The organism is Hydrogenobacter sp. T-8, assembly GCF_011006175.1.
In the GTDB taxonomy this organism is placed as follows: Bacteria; Aquificota; Aquificia; order Aquificales; family Aquificaceae; genus Pampinifervens; species Pampinifervens florentissimum.
Genome location: NZ_CP048795.1, coordinates 162,109 through 178,485, shown reverse-complemented (window position 1 = coordinate 178,485; position 16,377 = coordinate 162,109). Strand labels below are relative to the sequence as shown.

Sequence of the window (16,377 nt, the reverse complement as noted above, 5' to 3'; positions counted from 1 at the left end):
GTGGAAGATGGACATAAGGAACATACCCCCAGGCAAAAACCCACCAGAGGACATCTACGTGGTGGTGGAAATACCCCAAGACAGCCCTATAAAGTATGAGCTTGACAAGGAGAGCGGGGCTATATTCGTGGATAGGTTTCTCTTTACCGCCATGCACTATCCTTTTAACTATGGCTTTGTGCCACAGACCCTTGCGGATGATGGAGACCCAGTGGATGTTTTGGTAATATCTCGCTATCCTGTGGCACCCGGTAGCGTTATAAGGTGCAGACCCATAGGTGGGCTTGAGATGAGAGACGAAGAAGGCGTAGATACAAAGCTACTTGCGGTTCCACACAGCAAGTTAGACCCCACTTACGAAGATGTGAAGTCTTACGAAGACCTGCCAAAGGCTCTCCTTGATAGGATAAAGCATTTCTTTGAACACTATAAGGAGCTTGAACCGGGCAAGTGGGTAAAGGTGGAAGGTTTTAAGGGGGTGGACTTTGCCTACGAGGAGATAAGGAAGGGTATTGAAAACTACAAGAAGTGATGGATGAGATACTCCAGAAGGCTAAAAGGGTTTTTGACATAGAGATTCAAGCCTTAGGGAGGCTCAGAGACAACCTAGACCATAACTTTGTAAGGGCGGTAGAGCTTATTCTAAACTGTCAAGGAAAGGTAATAACTACAGGAGTTGGCAAATCTGGTCATATAGCCCGTAAGGTTGCCTCTACCCTCTCAAGCACTGGCACGCCAGCCCACTTTTTGCACCCTGCGGAGGCTCTTCACGGAGACCTTGGAGTAATAGACTCTGGAGATGTGGTGCTTGCCTTTTCCAACAGCGGTGAGTCTCCCGAGGTAAACTCCCTTATTCCCTACATAAAACTTCTTGGTGTGCCCCTTATATCCATAACCAACAATCCAAACTCCACTCTGGCAAAGCACTCGGAAGTGCATATATTCCTTTCTGTGGAAAAAGAGGCATGCCCCCTACAGCTTGCACCCACAAGTTCCTCCACCGCCTCTCTGGTGCTTGGAGATGCGTTAGCTATGGTTCTTTTGGAGCTCAAGGGTTTTACTCACAAAGACTTTGCCTTGAGGCATCCTGCTGGCTCTCTTGGAAGAAGGCTAAGACAGGTGGCAGACCTTTGCCATAAAGGCGAGGAAGTTCCTATAGTAAGGGAAGACACCCCTATGAAGGAGGCGATAATTGAGATGACCAGCAAGGGCTTTGGTGCTACTGCGGTGGTAGACCAAGAGGGAAAGCTCACAGGCATAATAACTGACGGAGACCTAAGGCGTTTTGTAAACAGAGGTGGAAACTTTGACACAAGTGTAGCCAGGGATGTAATGACAAGGAATCCAAAGACAGCACGCATGGAGGAGCTTGCGGTGGAGGCACTAAAAAGGATGGAGGACTATAAAATAACAGTCCTTATTGTGGTTGACAAGGAAAACAAGCCTGTTGGCATCATACACATGCACGATATACTTAGGGCAGGCATAGTATGAAAAAGTTGGGCGTTCTTGGTTCTACAGGTTCTGTAGGAAGTCAAACCCTTGAGGTGGTAAAGGCATACAGAGAAGACTTTGAGCTTGTGGGTATTTTGGCAAAAAGGGCTTCAGAAAGGCTTCTGCTCCAGGCGGTGGAGCTAAAGCCAAAGTTCGTATCTTGCTACGAAGAGCCATCAGAGGAGTGGCTCTCTAAACTGCCAGAGGGCACCACCTTTCTTAAGGGTGAAGAGGGGCTTGTGGCGGTTATAGAAGGCTCAGACATGGTTATGAACGCCATATCTGGCACGGACGGTATCCTGCCCACATACCTTGCCCTTCAGAAGGGTAAAAGACTACTGGCAAGTAACAAGGAATCCCTCATATGCCTGCGAGACTTTGTGAGGGAAAACAGAGAAAAAATCGTGCCAGTAGACAGCGAACACAATGCCCTCTTCCAGATAATGCTTGGACTAAAAGGAGAAGAGATAAAGAAGGTTTATCTAACCGCCTCTGGAGGACCCTTTAGAGATAAAAGCCTTGAAGACCTAAAGCATGTGAGCGTAGAGGATGCCCTTAAGCACCCCACATGGAAGATGGGGGCAAAGATAACCATAGACTCGGCCACCCTCATGAACAAGGGCATGGAGCTTATAGAGGCTATAAACCTCTTTGACCTTGAGGTGGAAAGCCTTGACGTGGTTATCCACCCTCAGAGCATAGTGCATGGAATTGTGGAGCTTATTGACGGTAGCTTTATCTTTCATACCTCGCAGACAGACATGAGGATACCCATACTCTACAGCCTGTATTATCCAGAGAGGAAACCCTTTCCCTTTGAGAGGAAGAGCCTTTTAGACCTTTCACCCATAACCTTTGAAAGGGTGGATACAGAAAAGTTTAGGAGCATTCCACTGTGTAAATGGGTTGCCCTTATGGGTGGTGTGTATCCAGCGGTTTTGGTGGGTGCGGACCAAATAGCGGTGGAGCTTTTCCTGCAGGGCAGGATAGGCTTCTTGGATATTGTGAACCTTGTGGAAGAAATCCTCAGCTCTGTAAGTTTAAAAGACCCACAAAGCCTTGAAGACGTGCTCTCCGCAATAGATTGGGCATACAAGAAGGGTTTGGAGCTTTTGGAGGTGGTAGGGTGAAGTCCTTTGTTTTCGCTTTGGGCTTTATAGTTTTATCCTTTTTGCCCTTTTATCTGACCTCTTCACCAAGGGGTGGGGAGGTTTCTTTCGTGAGGCTAAAGCCAGAGAACTTCCATATAAGGGAAGGTAGAGAAGGAGGAGAGCTAAGGTTTGTCTTAAGCTCTGACCCAAGAACACTAAACCCAGCCTTGGCTCAGGAAACTTCTTCCACTGCGGTGCTTTCTGACCTCTTTACAGGTCTCACCAAGACAGACCTCAAAACCATGCGGGTAGTCCCAGACCTTGCGGAGGGGTGGGAAGAGAAGGAGGGTGGAAGAGTGTATATCTTTCATCTTAGAAGAAATGTAAGGTGGAGCGATGGTGAGCCATTTACTGCGGAGGATGTGGTCTTTACCTACAGGGATATATACCTCAATCCTCAAATACCTAACTCCACTGGAGATATGTTTAAAGGTATTCTAAAAAGCCGAGAGGACATAGGGAACTTCGTAAAGAAAATAGACGACTACACAGTGGAGTTTAGACTGCCAGAGTCTTTTGCACCCTTCTTGAATGCCCTGTCCGCACCCATACTTCCCAAGCACAAGTTGGAGAAGTTCGTAAAAGAAGGAAACTTTATGACCGCATGGAACGTGAACACAGACCCAAAGGAGATAGTGGGAACAGGACCATACAGGCTCAAAAGGTATATAAAGGGTGTTATGGTGGAATACGAGGCAAACCCCTACTACTACGAATATGACAACTCTAACAGGCAACTACCCTACATAAAGAGAAAAATAGGATACATAGTGCAAGACCCAGACACTGCCCTTTTGAAGTATTCCCTGGGAGAGATTGACTACATGGGTGTAAGACCTCAGGATGTGCTTTTTATGAGCAGAGTAAAGAACACCACCCTCTACGACCTTGGACCAACACCGTCCACTACCTTTTTGGTCTTTAATCAAAACCCCAGCTCTGGCGTTCCAAACTATAAGCTCAAATGGTTTCAAAACAGAGACTTCAGAAGAGCCATATCACACGCCATAGACAGAGAGGGTATATGCTACCTTGTTTACAACGGCTTGGCAGACCCACTATATGGACCCATAACCCCTGCCAACAGACCCTACTACACAGAAGGGCTTTTCCCAGTTTACGAATACAACTTAAAAAAGGCGAGGGCGATACTTGAAAGTCTTGGTTTCAAAGACAGAAATGGTGATGGATGGCTTGAAGACCCAGAAGGCAATACCCTTGAGATAGTGCTTCTTACCAATGCAGGCAACAAGGAAAGGGAAGCCATAGGAAACATGATAAAGGAGGACCTTGAGAAAATAGGAATAAAGGTCATATTCAGACCCATAGACTTCAACAGCCTTGTAAGCAGGCTCACATCTCAACCCTATGACTGGGAGGCGGTTATAATAGGACTTACAGGCTCAATGGACCCTCATTTTGGAAGAAACGTCTGGCACTCTTCGGGAACGCTTCATATGTGGAACCCAAGACAAGGCAAACCACAAACTCATTGGGAAAAGAATATTGACGAGCTTTTTGACTTGGGGGCAAGAGAAACAAACTTTGAAAAAAGAGTAGATATATACAGAAGAGCTTACCGTATCATAGCGCAGGAACAGCCTATGATATTCCTCGCTACTCCCAAGAGCATGCTTGCGGTAAGGAATAAGTTTGAAAACCTCTTTCCCACCGTTTGGGGATGGTATAGGGAAGAGGCTTTATTTCTTAGGTGATGAGCTCGTTTATCCTTTCCCTTAGGACCTTATAGGCTTCCTCTCTCACTATCTGGCTCACATCAATTTTTGAAAAAGCCTCACTGACCTTTTCCTTTAAAACCTCCTCCAGTTTTCTTTCAAGAACAGAAGCCAACTGTCTGCCTATCTCTTCTGGGCTTAGAATATTGGATAGGGCGGAAAAGAGCTTTTCCTGGGATAGCTGTTCTCTGATCACGTCCTTTATAGCTGTGGCAAGGCTTTCCGCTATGTTTTCCACATGAGTTATGCCCTCAGAAATTACAGGTTTTTCTTGCACTTCAATCTCCGAGGTCTCTTCCTTTATGGAAGTTGGTGGTTTCTCTTCCTCAAGACCAGACCCTATTATCTCTTCAAGCAGGCTCATAATCCCCCCTTCTTCTTCCTGCAGAGTTGCTGGCTGAGGCTCTGTAGGCAGGGGCTCCTCAAGAGATGGTATTTCCAGCTCTGCTTCTTCAAATTGTTCTGTAGGAGATTCTTCCACAAGCTCTATAACTTTTTCTATCGCCTTACTCAATTCAGCCTCTCTTGCAAAGCTGTATTTCCTCTCAAGTGGAATACTTCCTACATCTATGGTAAAAAGCTCGTCTATAAGAAGAACATAGGGCTTTTTTGCAAGGGATTCGTCCTTTGACATATCCATAAGAGTTCTGTGGGCAAGCATCCCAGATATAGTGTCAAAAAGGATTATGTCCGCCTCTTTTGCCTTCTCAAGAGCTTCCTTGATGTTGCCTGCCTCTAATATCTCCACCTTCTCTGAGAGAGCTTCTCTTATGTTGTTTATAAGGGTGGTATCAAAAGAAACTAAGAGTAATTTTTTAAGTAGTTTCTCCTTCTCACCTTCCTGGAATATCTCCTCTTCTCGGGGCAGTGTAGGTTCTGTAGGCAGTTCAATATCAAACTCTCTAGCCCAAAACATCTCCTGAAGTTGTTCTTCCACCACCGCTTCTGGCTCACTTAGTATTGCATCTTTAACTTTAGCTATTGCCTCATCCCTCATCAACTTTATTTTTCTTGGGGGCATTATGTTGTTCATATCTACGGGAAATAGGTCGTCCACTAAGATTATATACTTTGAATCCTTAAATTTCTGTCTATACATGTTGTTTATATCTTCTTCCGATATAGAGCCAGAGACCGCATCGTAGATAACCACATCCATGTAAGAGGAGACTGTGTTTATTGCCTCCTCGCCGTTTTTTACGTCAACCACGTTATGCTCACCTAAGACCTCTTTAATTTTGTTGACCAAGTTTTTATCAAAGGAGACTATGAGTATATTCATGTTTTACCCTCCATTCTTTTAATTATATCGTCCAGTATTTTTTTTGCTTCAGACAAACTCTCCTTAGGTATAACCCCACTCATGGCAAAGGCTACTTTCAAAGCCTTTAACCTTCTTGCCAGCTCTTCCCGCGTTAGAAATTCTGATCTTTCTTTCCCTTCAATCCCCACATCCCTCTTAAGTAGCAGGACTATCCCAGATAAAAATAAGATGAGCCCCGAGATGGAGACCCCTAAGGCAAAGGGTCTTTCAATAAATACATTCAAATACTCTGAGAAGCTTACCCTCTTTATGTAGGCATAGGCATGGTTCCCGCCTTTGCTATAGCCTGCGCTTATAAAATCCTCTACCTTAAGAGGACCCATAGCGTTATTCGTGGTTATGACTTTACCTCCTGCTGTCCTGAGTATAAATATGCTTTCGTCCCCCCTGTTTAACTTTATCAGAGTATCTCCAGAGTAAAGACCGTGCACAAACTGAGATAGGTTTTCGCCTATCCTTGAAAGTTTTGTATTTGCATATATTTCAAAGGCTATCCACTGCCCTGCGAAGAAAATCAGAGCTCCAAGCACCATCAGTAAGGGTGATAAGGCTTTTCCCATCTTAACCTCCCACGGTTATGTTTTCAACAAGAATAGAGGGTGAGCCCACGTTTCCATAAAATCTTAGGTCATTACCCACCTCTATCACAGAGCTCCAAATGTCCCTTATGTTTCCTCCTATAACGACCCCCCTCACGCCTTTTAACCTCCTTCCTCCTTTGTATATTATACCAGAGGCGCCAAGAGAGAAGTCTCCAGATACTGGGTCTACTGTGTGCAAGCCCATGAGGTCTGTAATAAGGAAAACATCTCCCTGGAGTAGGTCTTCAAGGCTTTTCTCTCCAGGGTCTATGTAGAGGTTTGTTATGCCAGAGAGAGGTAAGCTTCTGAAACTCTCTCTTACCGAGTTGCCAGTGGGCTTTGCTCCTGACCTGAGGGCAGTGTAGGTGCTATGGAGGAAACCCTTAAATACACCCTCATCCACCAAAACCTTTCTACTCATAGTGTAACCTTCCGCATCTACTGGAAGGCTCATAAAACCACCATTTAAAGTGCCATCGTCTACTATGGTGAGCTTTTGTGAGAAAACTTCTGTCCCTTCTTTACCCCTTAGGAAGGTCTTGCCTTTCACGAGGGCGTCGCCGAGGAATAGAGTGCTAAAGGCTTCAAGTAGCATCGCAGATGCTTCTCTGAAGAAAACCGCAGGCATTTTTATGGTTTCCATCTGCGAAGGATTAAGGCTTGCGGTGGCTTTAAAAACCACATCCTCCACGAGTTTCTCAAAAGGTAAGTCAGAGAGAAACCTGTTACCAGAATACTCGTAGGATATGGAAGAATCTCCCCCTTCTTCCGCAAGCACTGCCATAATAAGTGTATACCATGTTCCTCTATACTCATAAAAAAGCCCACAGGAATTAAAACAAACTACTTCAAGCTCTGTTTCTTTAAGGCTTACTTTTCTTACACCCTTTACCCTCGGGTCTAGCTCCTTTGCTCTCCGTTCCAAGCTAATTATTAAGTCTATCTTTTCCTCAAGAGGTCTCTTGAGACCCTCCTTGTCGTAGTATGTTTCCAAGTTTCCAAAATCCTGACAAGCACCAAGAGAAAATCCATAATCCTCTGGTGTTATATCACATACCTGTGTGGCAACTTTTACACACTCCTTTATTGCTTCTTTATCAAGGTCTGTAGTGTAAGAAAAACCCATTTTTCTATCTTTGAAGACCCTTATGCCAATTCCTGCCTCCTCCGCCCTCAGAAGATTTTCTAAGCTCTCATCAGCACTTTCAAGGGTTGTCTTTTTCCTATGCTCCATATATACTTCATACTCATAACCCGGGGAAATAGCCTCTTCTATCCAAGCCCTAATCTTTTCCATGCTTCAAAATTTTAAAAGAAACAGGTAAACTGGTGCTGTAAAAAGTAGAGAATCAAACCTGTCTGTAAACCCTCCATGTTCTCCAAGCACGTTGGAAAAGTCCTTTATACCTACCTGTCTCTTTATAAAGCTCTTGAAAAGGTCTCCCATAAGGGCTATAGCTATGAGAGGTAAAGACCAAAGAATACCCTTAAAGCCATTAAAGACCAACATGGTTATTACACCAGCAAAGCCACCACCTACAAGACCTTCCCATGTTTTCTTTGGAGAGAGGCGAGGAGAAAGAGGTCTTCTGCCAAAGTTTTTCCCCACATAATAAGAAAACACATCCACAGACCAAACAAAAACCAAAAGTTTTAGTAGAGCGTAGTCCTCTTTCAAACCGAGTAAAAACGCAGGAAGAACCCCAGCATACACGCATATTAAAAGAGCCTTGAAAAGCTCATCCATAGACCATACTCTCCACCCAGCGTAAAGGGACAAAAGCATAACAGATACAAGACCAAGTTCAAGGGAAAGGGAGCTAATCAGAAAGGCAATAGGTGGCATGTAGAAAAGTTCAAACTTTAGAGCCTTAGAAATCTCGTAGCCTATAAGCAAGGACAAGGCAAGCACACCCGCATAGAAAATTGGATAAGGAGACAAAACCAAGGCTATGGCAAGCCCACCCACAAGTATTCCAATAGCCTCTCTACTCCTTAAGGACAGCTCCAAACCTTCTTTCCCTCCTTGAGAAGTCTTCAAGGGCTTTTATAAGCTCTTCTTTCCTAAAGTCTGGCCAATAGGTATCCGTAAAGTAAAGCTCTGTGTAGGCTAAGTGCCAGAGAAGAAAGTTGGATATTCTCTTTTCTCCACCGGTTCTTATAAGAAGGTCTGGGTCTGGCACTTCTGGCAGGTCTGAAAGTAGCTTGAAGTTCTTCTCTGTGGGCTCAAGACTCGCTTCACTTATTTTCTTGAAGGTTCTGAGTATCTCGTCTCTACCACCGTAATCAATGGCAAGGATAACATGAATTTTTTCTTCAGAGGGTCTTAACTTTTCAACCCTCTCCATTTCCATTGATAGACCTTTGGGTAATCTGTCCCGCCTTCCTATAAAGGAAACCCTTATACCCTTTTCCAGTAGCAAATGACTTCTTTCTCTGAGATATCCCTCAAGGAGCTTCATCAGAGCCTTTACCTCAAGCTCTGGTCTTTTCCAGTTTTCTGTGGAAAAGGTGAAAAGGGTGAGCCACCTTATTCCAAGCTCTATGCATGCATCCACAAGCTCTTCTCCCCTCTTTACCCCTTCATAATGACCTGCTATCCTTGGTAGACCTCTTTCCCTCGCCCATCTTCCGTTTCCATCCATTATGACCGCTAAGTGTTTTGGTATTTTCATATCACCTTCCAAGCTTTGTCTTTGCTATCCCCGCCTCTTCAGAAAGTGGGTAATCTCTCAATATAGCCTCGTAGTATTCCCTTGCCTTTTGATTGTCTCCTCTTTGTTCGTAAAGCCTTGCCAATTGAAGCAGGGCAGAGGGTGCTTTATTGCAGTCTACCATCTCTTTCCTTTGACACCTTTCCACTAAGGTAAGCCAAACCGCTTCCGCTTTGTTCATTTCTCCAAGGTCTCTGTAGACCACACCAAGCCATAGATAGGCGTTGTCCGTGAGAGGTGTTCTCGGATACTTTTTTATAAAATCTATGAGCTTGTCTCTTGCTTGGTGTAGCTGTCTTAAGTTGTAAAGCTTTAGGGCTTCATCATACTCCCTTTGATACTCTTCAGTTGCCTGCTGTGGATTGTCGCGTTGAGCCTGAGGAGTTTCTTGGAGCCTTTCTGGAACACTTGGTGAAGGCTGTGGCACTTCCCTTACGGGCTCTGGCAACTTGGTAGCCTGACCAGTGCCATGTCTTTCAACTCTAAGCCTTTCCAGTTCAAGCCTTGTCCTTGCAAGGCTTTCAGAGATGTTGTCTACCCTGGCTTCTGTCCTAAGGTTCCTTTCCTCTAAAGACCTCTGCCTTTCTTCAAGCTGTGATATCCTGCCCTCAAGGCTTGCAATTCTTTTGTCAAACTCCTCTTTTGTTATACCACCACAGGAGGCTAACCATATTAAATAAAACAAAGACAAGGCTGTAAATGTCCTTCTCATAATCTCTAAATTATAACACTAAAGGGAGTAATCCCTCTAATGTCTGAAGAGAAGTATATACTCTCCTTCTCTCTGTAACTGCATGTATTCGCGAGCGAATTTATCCTTAAAATGCTCAGGGTTTTCCCTTATAAGCTCAAGGACTTGTTCTGTATTACTATTTTCCGCCCTTTGGCGAGATATCTTGGCATTAAGCTCAACGCTGGCTTTTTTTAGTTCAAAGACCCTAAATACATTATACTGGCTAAGGAAAAGATTATAAAAGGTGTAAAGGACCATAAGGAAAAAGAATAGTTTTGAAAACCCTTCAGGCTTTAAAAACCGAAAATTCTCCCTTCCCTCCAAATTCCGCTTCATCTCCAAGCTCCTCTTCTATCCTCAAAAGCTCGTTGTATTTTGCTATCCTATCTGTGCGTGATGCAGAGCCGGTCTTTATCTGTCCTGCTCCCGTTCCTACCGCAAGATGTGAGATAAAGGTATCCTCCGTTTCTCCAGACCTATGGGAAATTATCGCCTTGTACCCTACCTTTTGGGCTATTTCTACGGTTTGTAGTGTTTCTGTAAGAGTCCCCACTTGATTTAGCTTGACAAGTATGGCATTGGCAAGCCCCTCTCTTATACCCTCTTGGAAGATGCTTGGGTTTGTTACAAAAAGGTCATCTCCCACAAGCTGAACCTTGTCACCGAGCTCTCGTGTAATAAGCTTCCAACCTTCCACATCACCCTCCGCCATGGGGTCTTCTATGGATACTATCGGATATTTTTCTAAGAGTTTAGCATAAAAACCGCACAGCTCCTCTGAGCTAAGTTTTTTACCTTCAAAGTGATACAGCTCGTCCTCGTAGTAAAACTCAGAAGACGCACAGTCAAGAGCCAAAAGCACATCTTCACCTGGTTTATATCCCGCCTTTTCTATGGCATACATTAACATATCTAAGGCTTCCTCTGTGCTTTTCAAGTTGGGTGCAAACCCGCCTTCGTCTCCCACATTGGTAGAATATCCCTTTTCCTTTAAAGTTGCCTTTAGGTGGTGAAAGACTTCCACTCCCGCCCTTAGTGCCTCTGAAAACCTCCCTCCGCACACGGGGACTATCATAAATTCCTGTATGTCAAGAGGGTTGTCCGCATGAACTCCACCGTTTATTACATTCATCAAAGGCACTGGTAGCCTTTTGGCTCTTAGACCCCCTATGTATCTGTAAAGGCTTATTCCAAGCTCTTGTGCCATCGCTCTCGCTACCGCCATACTTACACCCAGTATGGCGTTTGCACCGAGTTTGCTTTTGTTGGGTGTTCCGTCAAGTTCAATAAGCACTTTGTCTATAAGGGACTGCTTGCTGGCATCAAGCCCCACTATCTCTTTTGCTATTATGGAGTTTACATTATCCACCGCTCTTAGGACGCCTTTTCCAAGATACCTTTTGGGGTCATGGTCTCTTAGCTCAAGGGCTTCCTTTTCTCCAGTGGATGCACCGCTGGGCACTATAGCCCTTCCCCTTGCACCAGAGGATAGCTCCACTTCCACCTCAACTGTAGGATTTCCCCTTGAGTCTAAAACTTCCCTTGCCTTTACCTTTGCTATGGAAGACATGGCTATAGATTATAGCATAGCCTATGGCACTTCTCCATACTCTCTTTTGGCTATGAGCCTTACCCAAACTAAGGGATTTATGGGCGTGTTCGTAGATATACCTATCAGTATGGTTAAAAGTCCCGTTATAAGCGGCGGAAGGAGCATAAGGAGTCCTGTTTCAAACCTTGTTTTTCTCTCTTCTTTAAACTCCTTCTTGCCAAACCATGCACTGAAGACTATAGGTAGTAGATAAAGAGCACTTAGCAGAGAGCTTGCATACAGCAAATAGACCGCCCATTCAGCCCCTGCAAGCTGTGCACCCTTTTGTAGGTATTCCTTTGTAAGATAGCCTGCAGTGAAGGGAAGTCCTATAAGACCCAAGGATGCGAGAGTAAGGGCAAGGGTAGTCAGAGGCATTCTTTTGCCCACGCCCCTTGTCTCTTCTACCCTGTGTATTCCGTAGGCTTCTGAGTAGTTCCCTACGCACATAAAGAGGGTTATCTTCATTATACCATGGTTTACCAAATGTAAGAGAGCTCCCATGGTGGCAGTGGGTCCTGGTATAAGCGTGCCAAGGATTATATAGGAGATATGACTTATGGTGGAGTAGGCGAGCCTCTTTTTTAACTCCTTTTGAAAGACAGCCATAAGGGAGCCAAAGGCTATGGTAAAGCCTGCAAGGTAAGCAAGGGGTTGCCAAAGGCTTAAAGACTGAACCGTTTCCACACCATATAGGTCGTAAACCAGCCTGACCACACCAAAGGCACCAGCCTTTACCACTGCCACCGCATGCAAGAGGGCACTAACTGGAGCCGGTGCCACCATAGCCCTTGTTAGCCAACCATGAAGCGGAAAAACTGCGGCCTTTACCGCCATTCCAAAGAAAAGACCATAGAAAAGCAAACCTGCAAGATGCGTGTTTTCAGTAGCCCAAGCCTTGAGCTGGGTGTTACCACCCACACTAAAGTTTCCATCACCTACTAAAACATAGAGGATAACCACACATATAAGGAAAAGGCTTCCACCAAGAAGGGTATAAAGCAGATAAACACCACCTGCACTTAGAGCTTTTTTTGTCCCCCTGTGGACTACGAGAGGATAAGTGCTTAGAGTAAGAAGTTCATAAAAGAGGAAGAAGGTAAAGAGGTTACCTGCGAGAGCAATACCCATGGTAGAAGTAACCGCAAGGTTAAAGAAAGTGAAGAACCTCCTACGGTTTGGAGAACCCTCAAGATAACCAACTGCGTAGAAGGTGGTGAGAAGCCACAAGAAGGAAGACAGGCTCACAAACAAAAGCCCAAGGGGGTCTATTTTGAGGTGAAAGTCCGCAAAGGATACCATAGGATAGCTTATTTCAAAAACCCTATCCTGATACACAGCTAAAAGAAGGTAGCCTATTACAAAGAGCTTGTATACCGCAGCACCTATGTTTACAAGGGTTCTAAGGGTATACCACTCCTCCTTTAAAAACGCTATCACAAGGCTCGCCACAAAGGAACTAAAGAGTAAACTAAGCACCATAAACTGGTCCATGTTAGTCTCTTCCCGTAATTCCTTGTATTAAAAAGCCTGAGATTAGCCCTATGGAAAAGGCAATAAACCCAAGCATAAAGGCGGAAAGCTCCATAGAGCGTGGAATGGGATGGTCATAAAGTTTTTCTGGCTTAGAAGAGAAGCTCTCCTTCCAGATAGGGTAAATATACATAGCCGCAAGCAAACTTCCCAGAAGAAATATAACACCTTGAAACACAAAACCTATCTGTATAGAAGCCTTCAAAAGTAGAAACTTGGCAACAAAGCCACCGCTTAGTGGCAGACCTATAAGGGTTGCACCTGAGAAAAAGAGAGCGAAAAAGGTAAAGGGATGACTATGGGCAAAGCCAGGCATGTAGGAAAGCTCATCCCTCCTAGCCACATATATAGCGTTTCCAGAGGATAGGAACATGCTGGCTTTTGCTAAGGCATGGGAAAGAGCCTGAAGGGCAAAACCCTGAAGGACAATGGTTTTAACCTCAAGGCTTTGGGCTTTGTAGTATATAGGGACCATAAGGAAAAGGTATCCCATCTGTGCAACGGTAGAGTATGCCAAGAGCATCTTTATGGTTCTCTGCCTTATGGCGTAATAGGAGCCAAAAAGCACTGCAAGAGCACCAAGCCCACCCAAAACCCAGCTCAGGTATTCAAGGCTCAGATTGTCTGGAAAAACATCAAGCCAAAGTCTAAGTATGAGGTATGCAGGTGGTTTTACCACAAGCCCGGAAAGAAGAGCACTGGCAGGTGCCACCGTGCTTGAGTGGGCTGGTGGAAGCCAAAAGTGAAAGGGGAAAAGGGCAGACTTTATAGAAAGAGCCAAGAGGAGAGGGAAAAGGGCAAAGACAAATTCTTCAGTTCCTGCAAGTCTTTGGGCAAGCAAGGACATGCTAAGAGTTCCGTAATTGGTGTATAGCATGGCAACGCCAAAGAGGTAAAACATGGAAGCAAACAGAGACAAAAACAGATAATTCACAGAAGCCTTTATGGCTTTTCTGTGGCTTGGAAGGGCAACAAGCACCACCGCAGTAAGGGAAAGCACCTCAAGGGCAACATATAGGTTAAAAAGGTCTTCAGAGAGGAAAAAAGCATTAAGCCCCGTCCAGAGGAAAAAGAAGAAAAACCAGAAAAACCTTCCTTGTCTCTTGTAGCCTTCTTTGAAAAAACCCAGAGAGTATACTCCCACCGCAAAGCTCACCACCCCGCTCATCATAAGGAAAAAGCCTGAAACTCCATCTAACTTAAAGCCAATTCCAAGTGGTGCAGGCCAGCCTCCTACCCATTGATAGATGGGTTCATACATGCTTAAGGTTATGTAAAAGGCATACAAGGAAAGGGTCAGCGAAAGCAGACTGAAAACAACCGCAACAAAAAGCCTAATAGGAGATAGGAGAGAGAGGATAGCACCTATAAGAGGCACTGCCACAAGATAGCCAAGGTCAAAGCCAAGCATCACTCTTCCTCTCTTTGTTTACTAAGGTGCAAAAGTAAGGAAACCGCAAAGGCTGTGGCACTTACCGCCACCACTATGCCCGTTAACACAAGAGCATGTGGCACGGGGTCTGGGTTTTCAGAGGGAGTATTTCTTGCGGTTGCCACAAAAAAGAGAAAAACGCCAGAGCCTAAGATGTTGACTGCAATAAGCCTCTTAACAAAGTTTATGGCGGTGATAAAGTAGTAGGTGCTCATACTTATGAGAAGAAAGGAGAGCAGATAATACAGTTCCTTCATAGTCTACCTCTTATGGCTATGTATAGTAGCATTCCTGTGGAAATACATATGGAAATCTCTATAAGCATTATAGACAAGGTTGAAAGCTCAAGGGGGTAGGTAAGAAAGCCATGTCCTACAAGGGCGTATGCAAAGGCAAAGGCTACAAAGACCGCAAGGCTAAGCATGGCGAGGAAAAGGGTAGGGTTCTCTCTTATTGGCAATTTTTGTCCAGAGAGGCTCAAAAAGGCAAGACCACCTGCCAAGAGAGAGCCACCCTGAAAGGCACCACCCACAGAGAAAGCTCCAAGATAGGTTATGTAAAGAGAAAAGAGGGCTATCACGGGAAGGAATATCTTAGAAAAGCGCCACACCACTATATCGTTCCACTCATAGCTTTTTTTCTTTGGCTCAAGGGCTAATATACCAATTACCGCAAGGGTTATAACACCAACTTCTAAGAGCGTGTCGTATCCTCTAAAGTTAAGAAGGACCGCAGTTACAGGGCTCTCCACACCGCTGAGACTAAGTTTTTCAAAAACAAGACCACCTACCCTCTCTTCCTCTCTTACCGTAAACAGGTAAAAGGTGAGAAATACAAAAAGCACCAAAGAGCCTGCACCAGCCCAGAGCCTTCTCCATAATTTAGGTTTCATGGCAATATCCCTTACACCCCTTGACAGCTTAAATATGAGAATACTTGTTATGGCGGAACCCAGTATTATCTCCACCATGGCTATGTCTGGTGCGGAAAGCCTAATCCACAAAAGACCACTCATAAAACCAAAAACCACAAAGAAAACTCCGCTTTTTAAAAGGTCCTTGCTCTGTAGCGAAGCAAAAGCGGACAGGAGCATTAAAAGTCCTATTATTATGTCAAGCATCCCTTTTCTTCTTGCTGTTGGCTATAGCGTATCCCACTATGGAGCTGTAAACTACCACAAAGACCCATATTATAACTAACTTTAAAGCCTCTCCCAAGCTACTTACGGAGAACATAACGCCCAAAACCACAAAGCCAAAGCCCAGCATATCCGCCTTAGTTAGGGCATGAAGCCTACTGTAAGAGTCCCTAAGCCTTATAAGCCCCACACTACCTATAAGCAAAAAGAGGCTACCTATCAATATGAGGCTTGTGGAGAGTATCTCAATCAGCATCTCTTAGCATTATTATAGCGAAGGCTACACCCACAACTCCCGCAAGGAGGGCAAAGCCAAGGGCAAGATTTAAAAGAAAAGCCTGACCTGTAAACTTATACAGGACAAGTATGAGAGAAGTCCCGCCAGTGCCAAGGAGCAAGGAAGCCAGCATGCTATCTACCACACTTGGTCCCCTAAAGATACGCACAAAACCAAGGGCTAAGTTAAGTCCGAGTAAAAAGAGTATAAACTCCTTCATGAAAAGACCCTATCCAAAAGTCTTTCAAGCGACCTAACAGATTCCTCGTTGTAGCTTTCCACATCAAGAGTATGAACCAAAACCTGCTTATCCTCTATCACCACACTAAGAGTGCCAGGAGTAAGGTTTATGGTCAAGGCTAAGAGTATTTTGACCCAGAGCTTTTCACTTTGGAAGTTATACACTACGAAGCCGGGGTTCACCTTGAGCTGTGGACTGATTATGCGTTTTGCCACATCTATCCCACCCAGAAGGGCTTGCCAAAGGAACACTCCAAGAAACTCAAAAAGAGCAATAGGATTTATACGAGGAGGGTATAGCCCAAGGGTTATATGCACAAAAAGGGCAGAGCCTACCGCCAAAACTCCAAAAAACACAGACTTTAGGTCATAGCCCGCTATGGCTATCCAAAGAAGAGAATACAATACTGCAAGAAGAAGCATGGGGTATATT

19 protein-coding genes are annotated in these 16,377 nt (G+C 44.7%); 4 read left to right on the top strand and 15 right to left on the bottom strand.

Annotated elements, in window-relative coordinates; translation table 11 throughout:
- Nucleotides 1–7: 7 nt before the first annotated feature.
- The 4 genes from ppa to G3M65_RS01025 are packed head-to-tail and all read left to right on the top strand — an operon-like array spanning nucleotide 8 to nucleotide 4,360.
- A complete protein-coding gene (gene ppa / locus G3M65_RS01040) occupies nucleotides 8–532 on the top strand; it encodes an inorganic diphosphatase (RefSeq protein ID WP_173832726.1) in 525 nt (174 codons plus the stop codon).
- Entirely contained in the window at nucleotides 532–1,494 is a 963-nt protein-coding gene (locus G3M65_RS01035; protein WP_173832725.1) for a KpsF/GutQ family sugar-phosphate isomerase, read from the top strand. Before ppa ends, G3M65_RS01035 begins: the two co-directional genes overlap by 1 nt.
- A complete protein-coding gene (dxr, locus tag G3M65_RS01030; RefSeq protein ID WP_173832724.1) occupies nucleotides 1,491–2,624 on the top strand; it encodes a 1-deoxy-D-xylulose-5-phosphate reductoisomerase in 1,134 nt (377 codons plus the stop codon). The genes G3M65_RS01035 and dxr overlap by 4 nt, the downstream gene beginning before the upstream one ends.
- Nucleotides 2,621–4,360 (top strand): ABC transporter substrate-binding protein, encoded by a 1,740-nt coding sequence (locus tag G3M65_RS01025; protein ID WP_254426283.1) that lies wholly within the window; start codon nucleotides 2,621–2,623, stop codon nucleotides 4,358–4,360. The genes dxr and G3M65_RS01025 overlap by 4 nt, the downstream gene beginning before the upstream one ends.
- Here the strand turns inward: G3M65_RS01025 and G3M65_RS01020 are convergent.
- From G3M65_RS01020 to G3M65_RS00950, 15 genes are read right to left on the bottom strand one after another with little or no spacing between them, the layout of a single operon-like run.
- Complete coding sequence (locus G3M65_RS01020) at nucleotides 4,353–5,663, bottom strand: hypothetical protein (RefSeq protein WP_173832723.1); 1,311 nt, start codon at nucleotides 5,661–5,663, stop codon at nucleotides 4,353–4,355. The two genes, G3M65_RS01025 and G3M65_RS01020, sit on opposite strands and share 8 nt — an antisense overlap.
- Complete coding sequence (locus G3M65_RS01015) at nucleotides 5,660–6,265, bottom strand: hypothetical protein (protein ID WP_173832722.1); 606 nt, start codon at nucleotides 6,263–6,265, stop codon at nucleotides 5,660–5,662. Before G3M65_RS01015 ends, G3M65_RS01020 begins: the two co-directional genes overlap by 4 nt.
- Before the next feature lies 1 nt (nucleotide 6,266).
- Entirely contained in the window at nucleotides 6,267–7,583 is a 1,317-nt protein-coding gene (locus G3M65_RS01010; protein WP_173832721.1) for a TldD/PmbA family protein, read from the bottom strand.
- Nucleotides 7,584–7,586: 3 nt separating this feature from the next.
- On the bottom strand, nucleotides 7,587–8,297 hold the full coding sequence (locus G3M65_RS01005) for a phosphatidate cytidylyltransferase (protein ID WP_173832720.1): 711 nt from the start codon (nucleotides 8,295–8,297) through the stop codon (nucleotides 7,587–7,589).
- Nucleotides 8,275–8,961, bottom strand: a complete 687-nt coding sequence (gene uppS / locus G3M65_RS01000; protein ID WP_173832719.1) for a polyprenyl diphosphate synthase — start codon at nucleotides 8,959–8,961, stop codon at nucleotides 8,275–8,277. The genes G3M65_RS01005 and uppS overlap by 23 nt, the downstream gene beginning before the upstream one ends.
- 1 nt (nucleotide 8,962) lies before the next feature.
- The gene (locus G3M65_RS00995) at nucleotides 8,963–9,712 is read right to left on the bottom strand and encodes a tetratricopeptide repeat protein (protein ID WP_173832718.1); all 750 of its coding nucleotides are present in this window, start codon (nucleotides 9,710–9,712) and stop codon (nucleotides 8,963–8,965) included.
- Nucleotides 9,713–9,748: 36 nt separating this feature from the next.
- Nucleotides 9,749–9,991, bottom strand: coding sequence for a septum formation initiator family protein (locus tag G3M65_RS00990; RefSeq protein WP_173832717.1), 243 nt, complete (start codon nucleotides 9,989–9,991; stop codon nucleotides 9,749–9,751).
- Nucleotides 9,992–10,019: 28 nt separating this feature from the next.
- Complete coding sequence (eno, locus tag G3M65_RS00985) at nucleotides 10,020–11,303, bottom strand: phosphopyruvate hydratase (RefSeq protein WP_173832716.1); 1,284 nt, start codon at nucleotides 11,301–11,303, stop codon at nucleotides 10,020–10,022.
- Nucleotides 11,304–11,324: 21 nt separating this feature from the next.
- Nucleotides 11,325–12,818, bottom strand: coding sequence for a complex I subunit 5 family protein (locus G3M65_RS00980; RefSeq protein ID WP_173832715.1), 1,494 nt, complete (start codon nucleotides 12,816–12,818; stop codon nucleotides 11,325–11,327).
- A gap of 1 nt (nucleotide 12,819) precedes the next feature.
- Nucleotides 12,820–14,268 (bottom strand): complex I subunit 5 family protein, encoded by a 1,449-nt coding sequence (locus G3M65_RS00975; protein ID WP_173832714.1) that lies wholly within the window; start codon nucleotides 14,266–14,268, stop codon nucleotides 12,820–12,822.
- Nucleotides 14,268–14,546, bottom strand: a complete 279-nt coding sequence (locus G3M65_RS00970) for a cation:proton antiporter subunit C (protein ID WP_173832713.1) — start codon at nucleotides 14,544–14,546, stop codon at nucleotides 14,268–14,270. Before G3M65_RS00970 ends, G3M65_RS00975 begins: the two co-directional genes overlap by 1 nt.
- Complete coding sequence (locus G3M65_RS00965) at nucleotides 14,543–15,409, bottom strand: hydrogenase subunit MbhD domain-containing protein (protein ID WP_173832712.1); 867 nt, start codon at nucleotides 15,407–15,409, stop codon at nucleotides 14,543–14,545. The genes G3M65_RS00970 and G3M65_RS00965 overlap by 4 nt, the downstream gene beginning before the upstream one ends.
- Nucleotides 15,402–15,683: a monovalent cation/H(+) antiporter subunit G gene (gene mnhG, locus G3M65_RS00960; RefSeq protein WP_173832711.1), complete on the bottom strand. Its 282-nt coding sequence runs from the start codon at nucleotides 15,681–15,683 to the stop codon at nucleotides 15,402–15,404. The genes G3M65_RS00965 and mnhG overlap by 8 nt, the downstream gene beginning before the upstream one ends.
- Nucleotides 15,673–15,924 carry an MrpF/PhaF family protein gene (locus tag G3M65_RS00955; protein WP_173832710.1) on the bottom strand — a complete coding sequence of 84 codons (252 nt, stop codon included), beginning with the start codon at nucleotides 15,922–15,924 and terminating at the stop codon, nucleotides 15,673–15,675. The genes mnhG and G3M65_RS00955 overlap by 11 nt, the downstream gene beginning before the upstream one ends.
- Nucleotides 15,921–16,367, bottom strand: a complete 447-nt coding sequence (locus tag G3M65_RS00950) for a Na+/H+ antiporter subunit E (RefSeq protein WP_173832709.1) — start codon at nucleotides 16,365–16,367, stop codon at nucleotides 15,921–15,923. The genes G3M65_RS00955 and G3M65_RS00950 overlap by 4 nt, the downstream gene beginning before the upstream one ends.
- Nucleotides 16,368–16,377 lie beyond the last annotated feature (10 nt).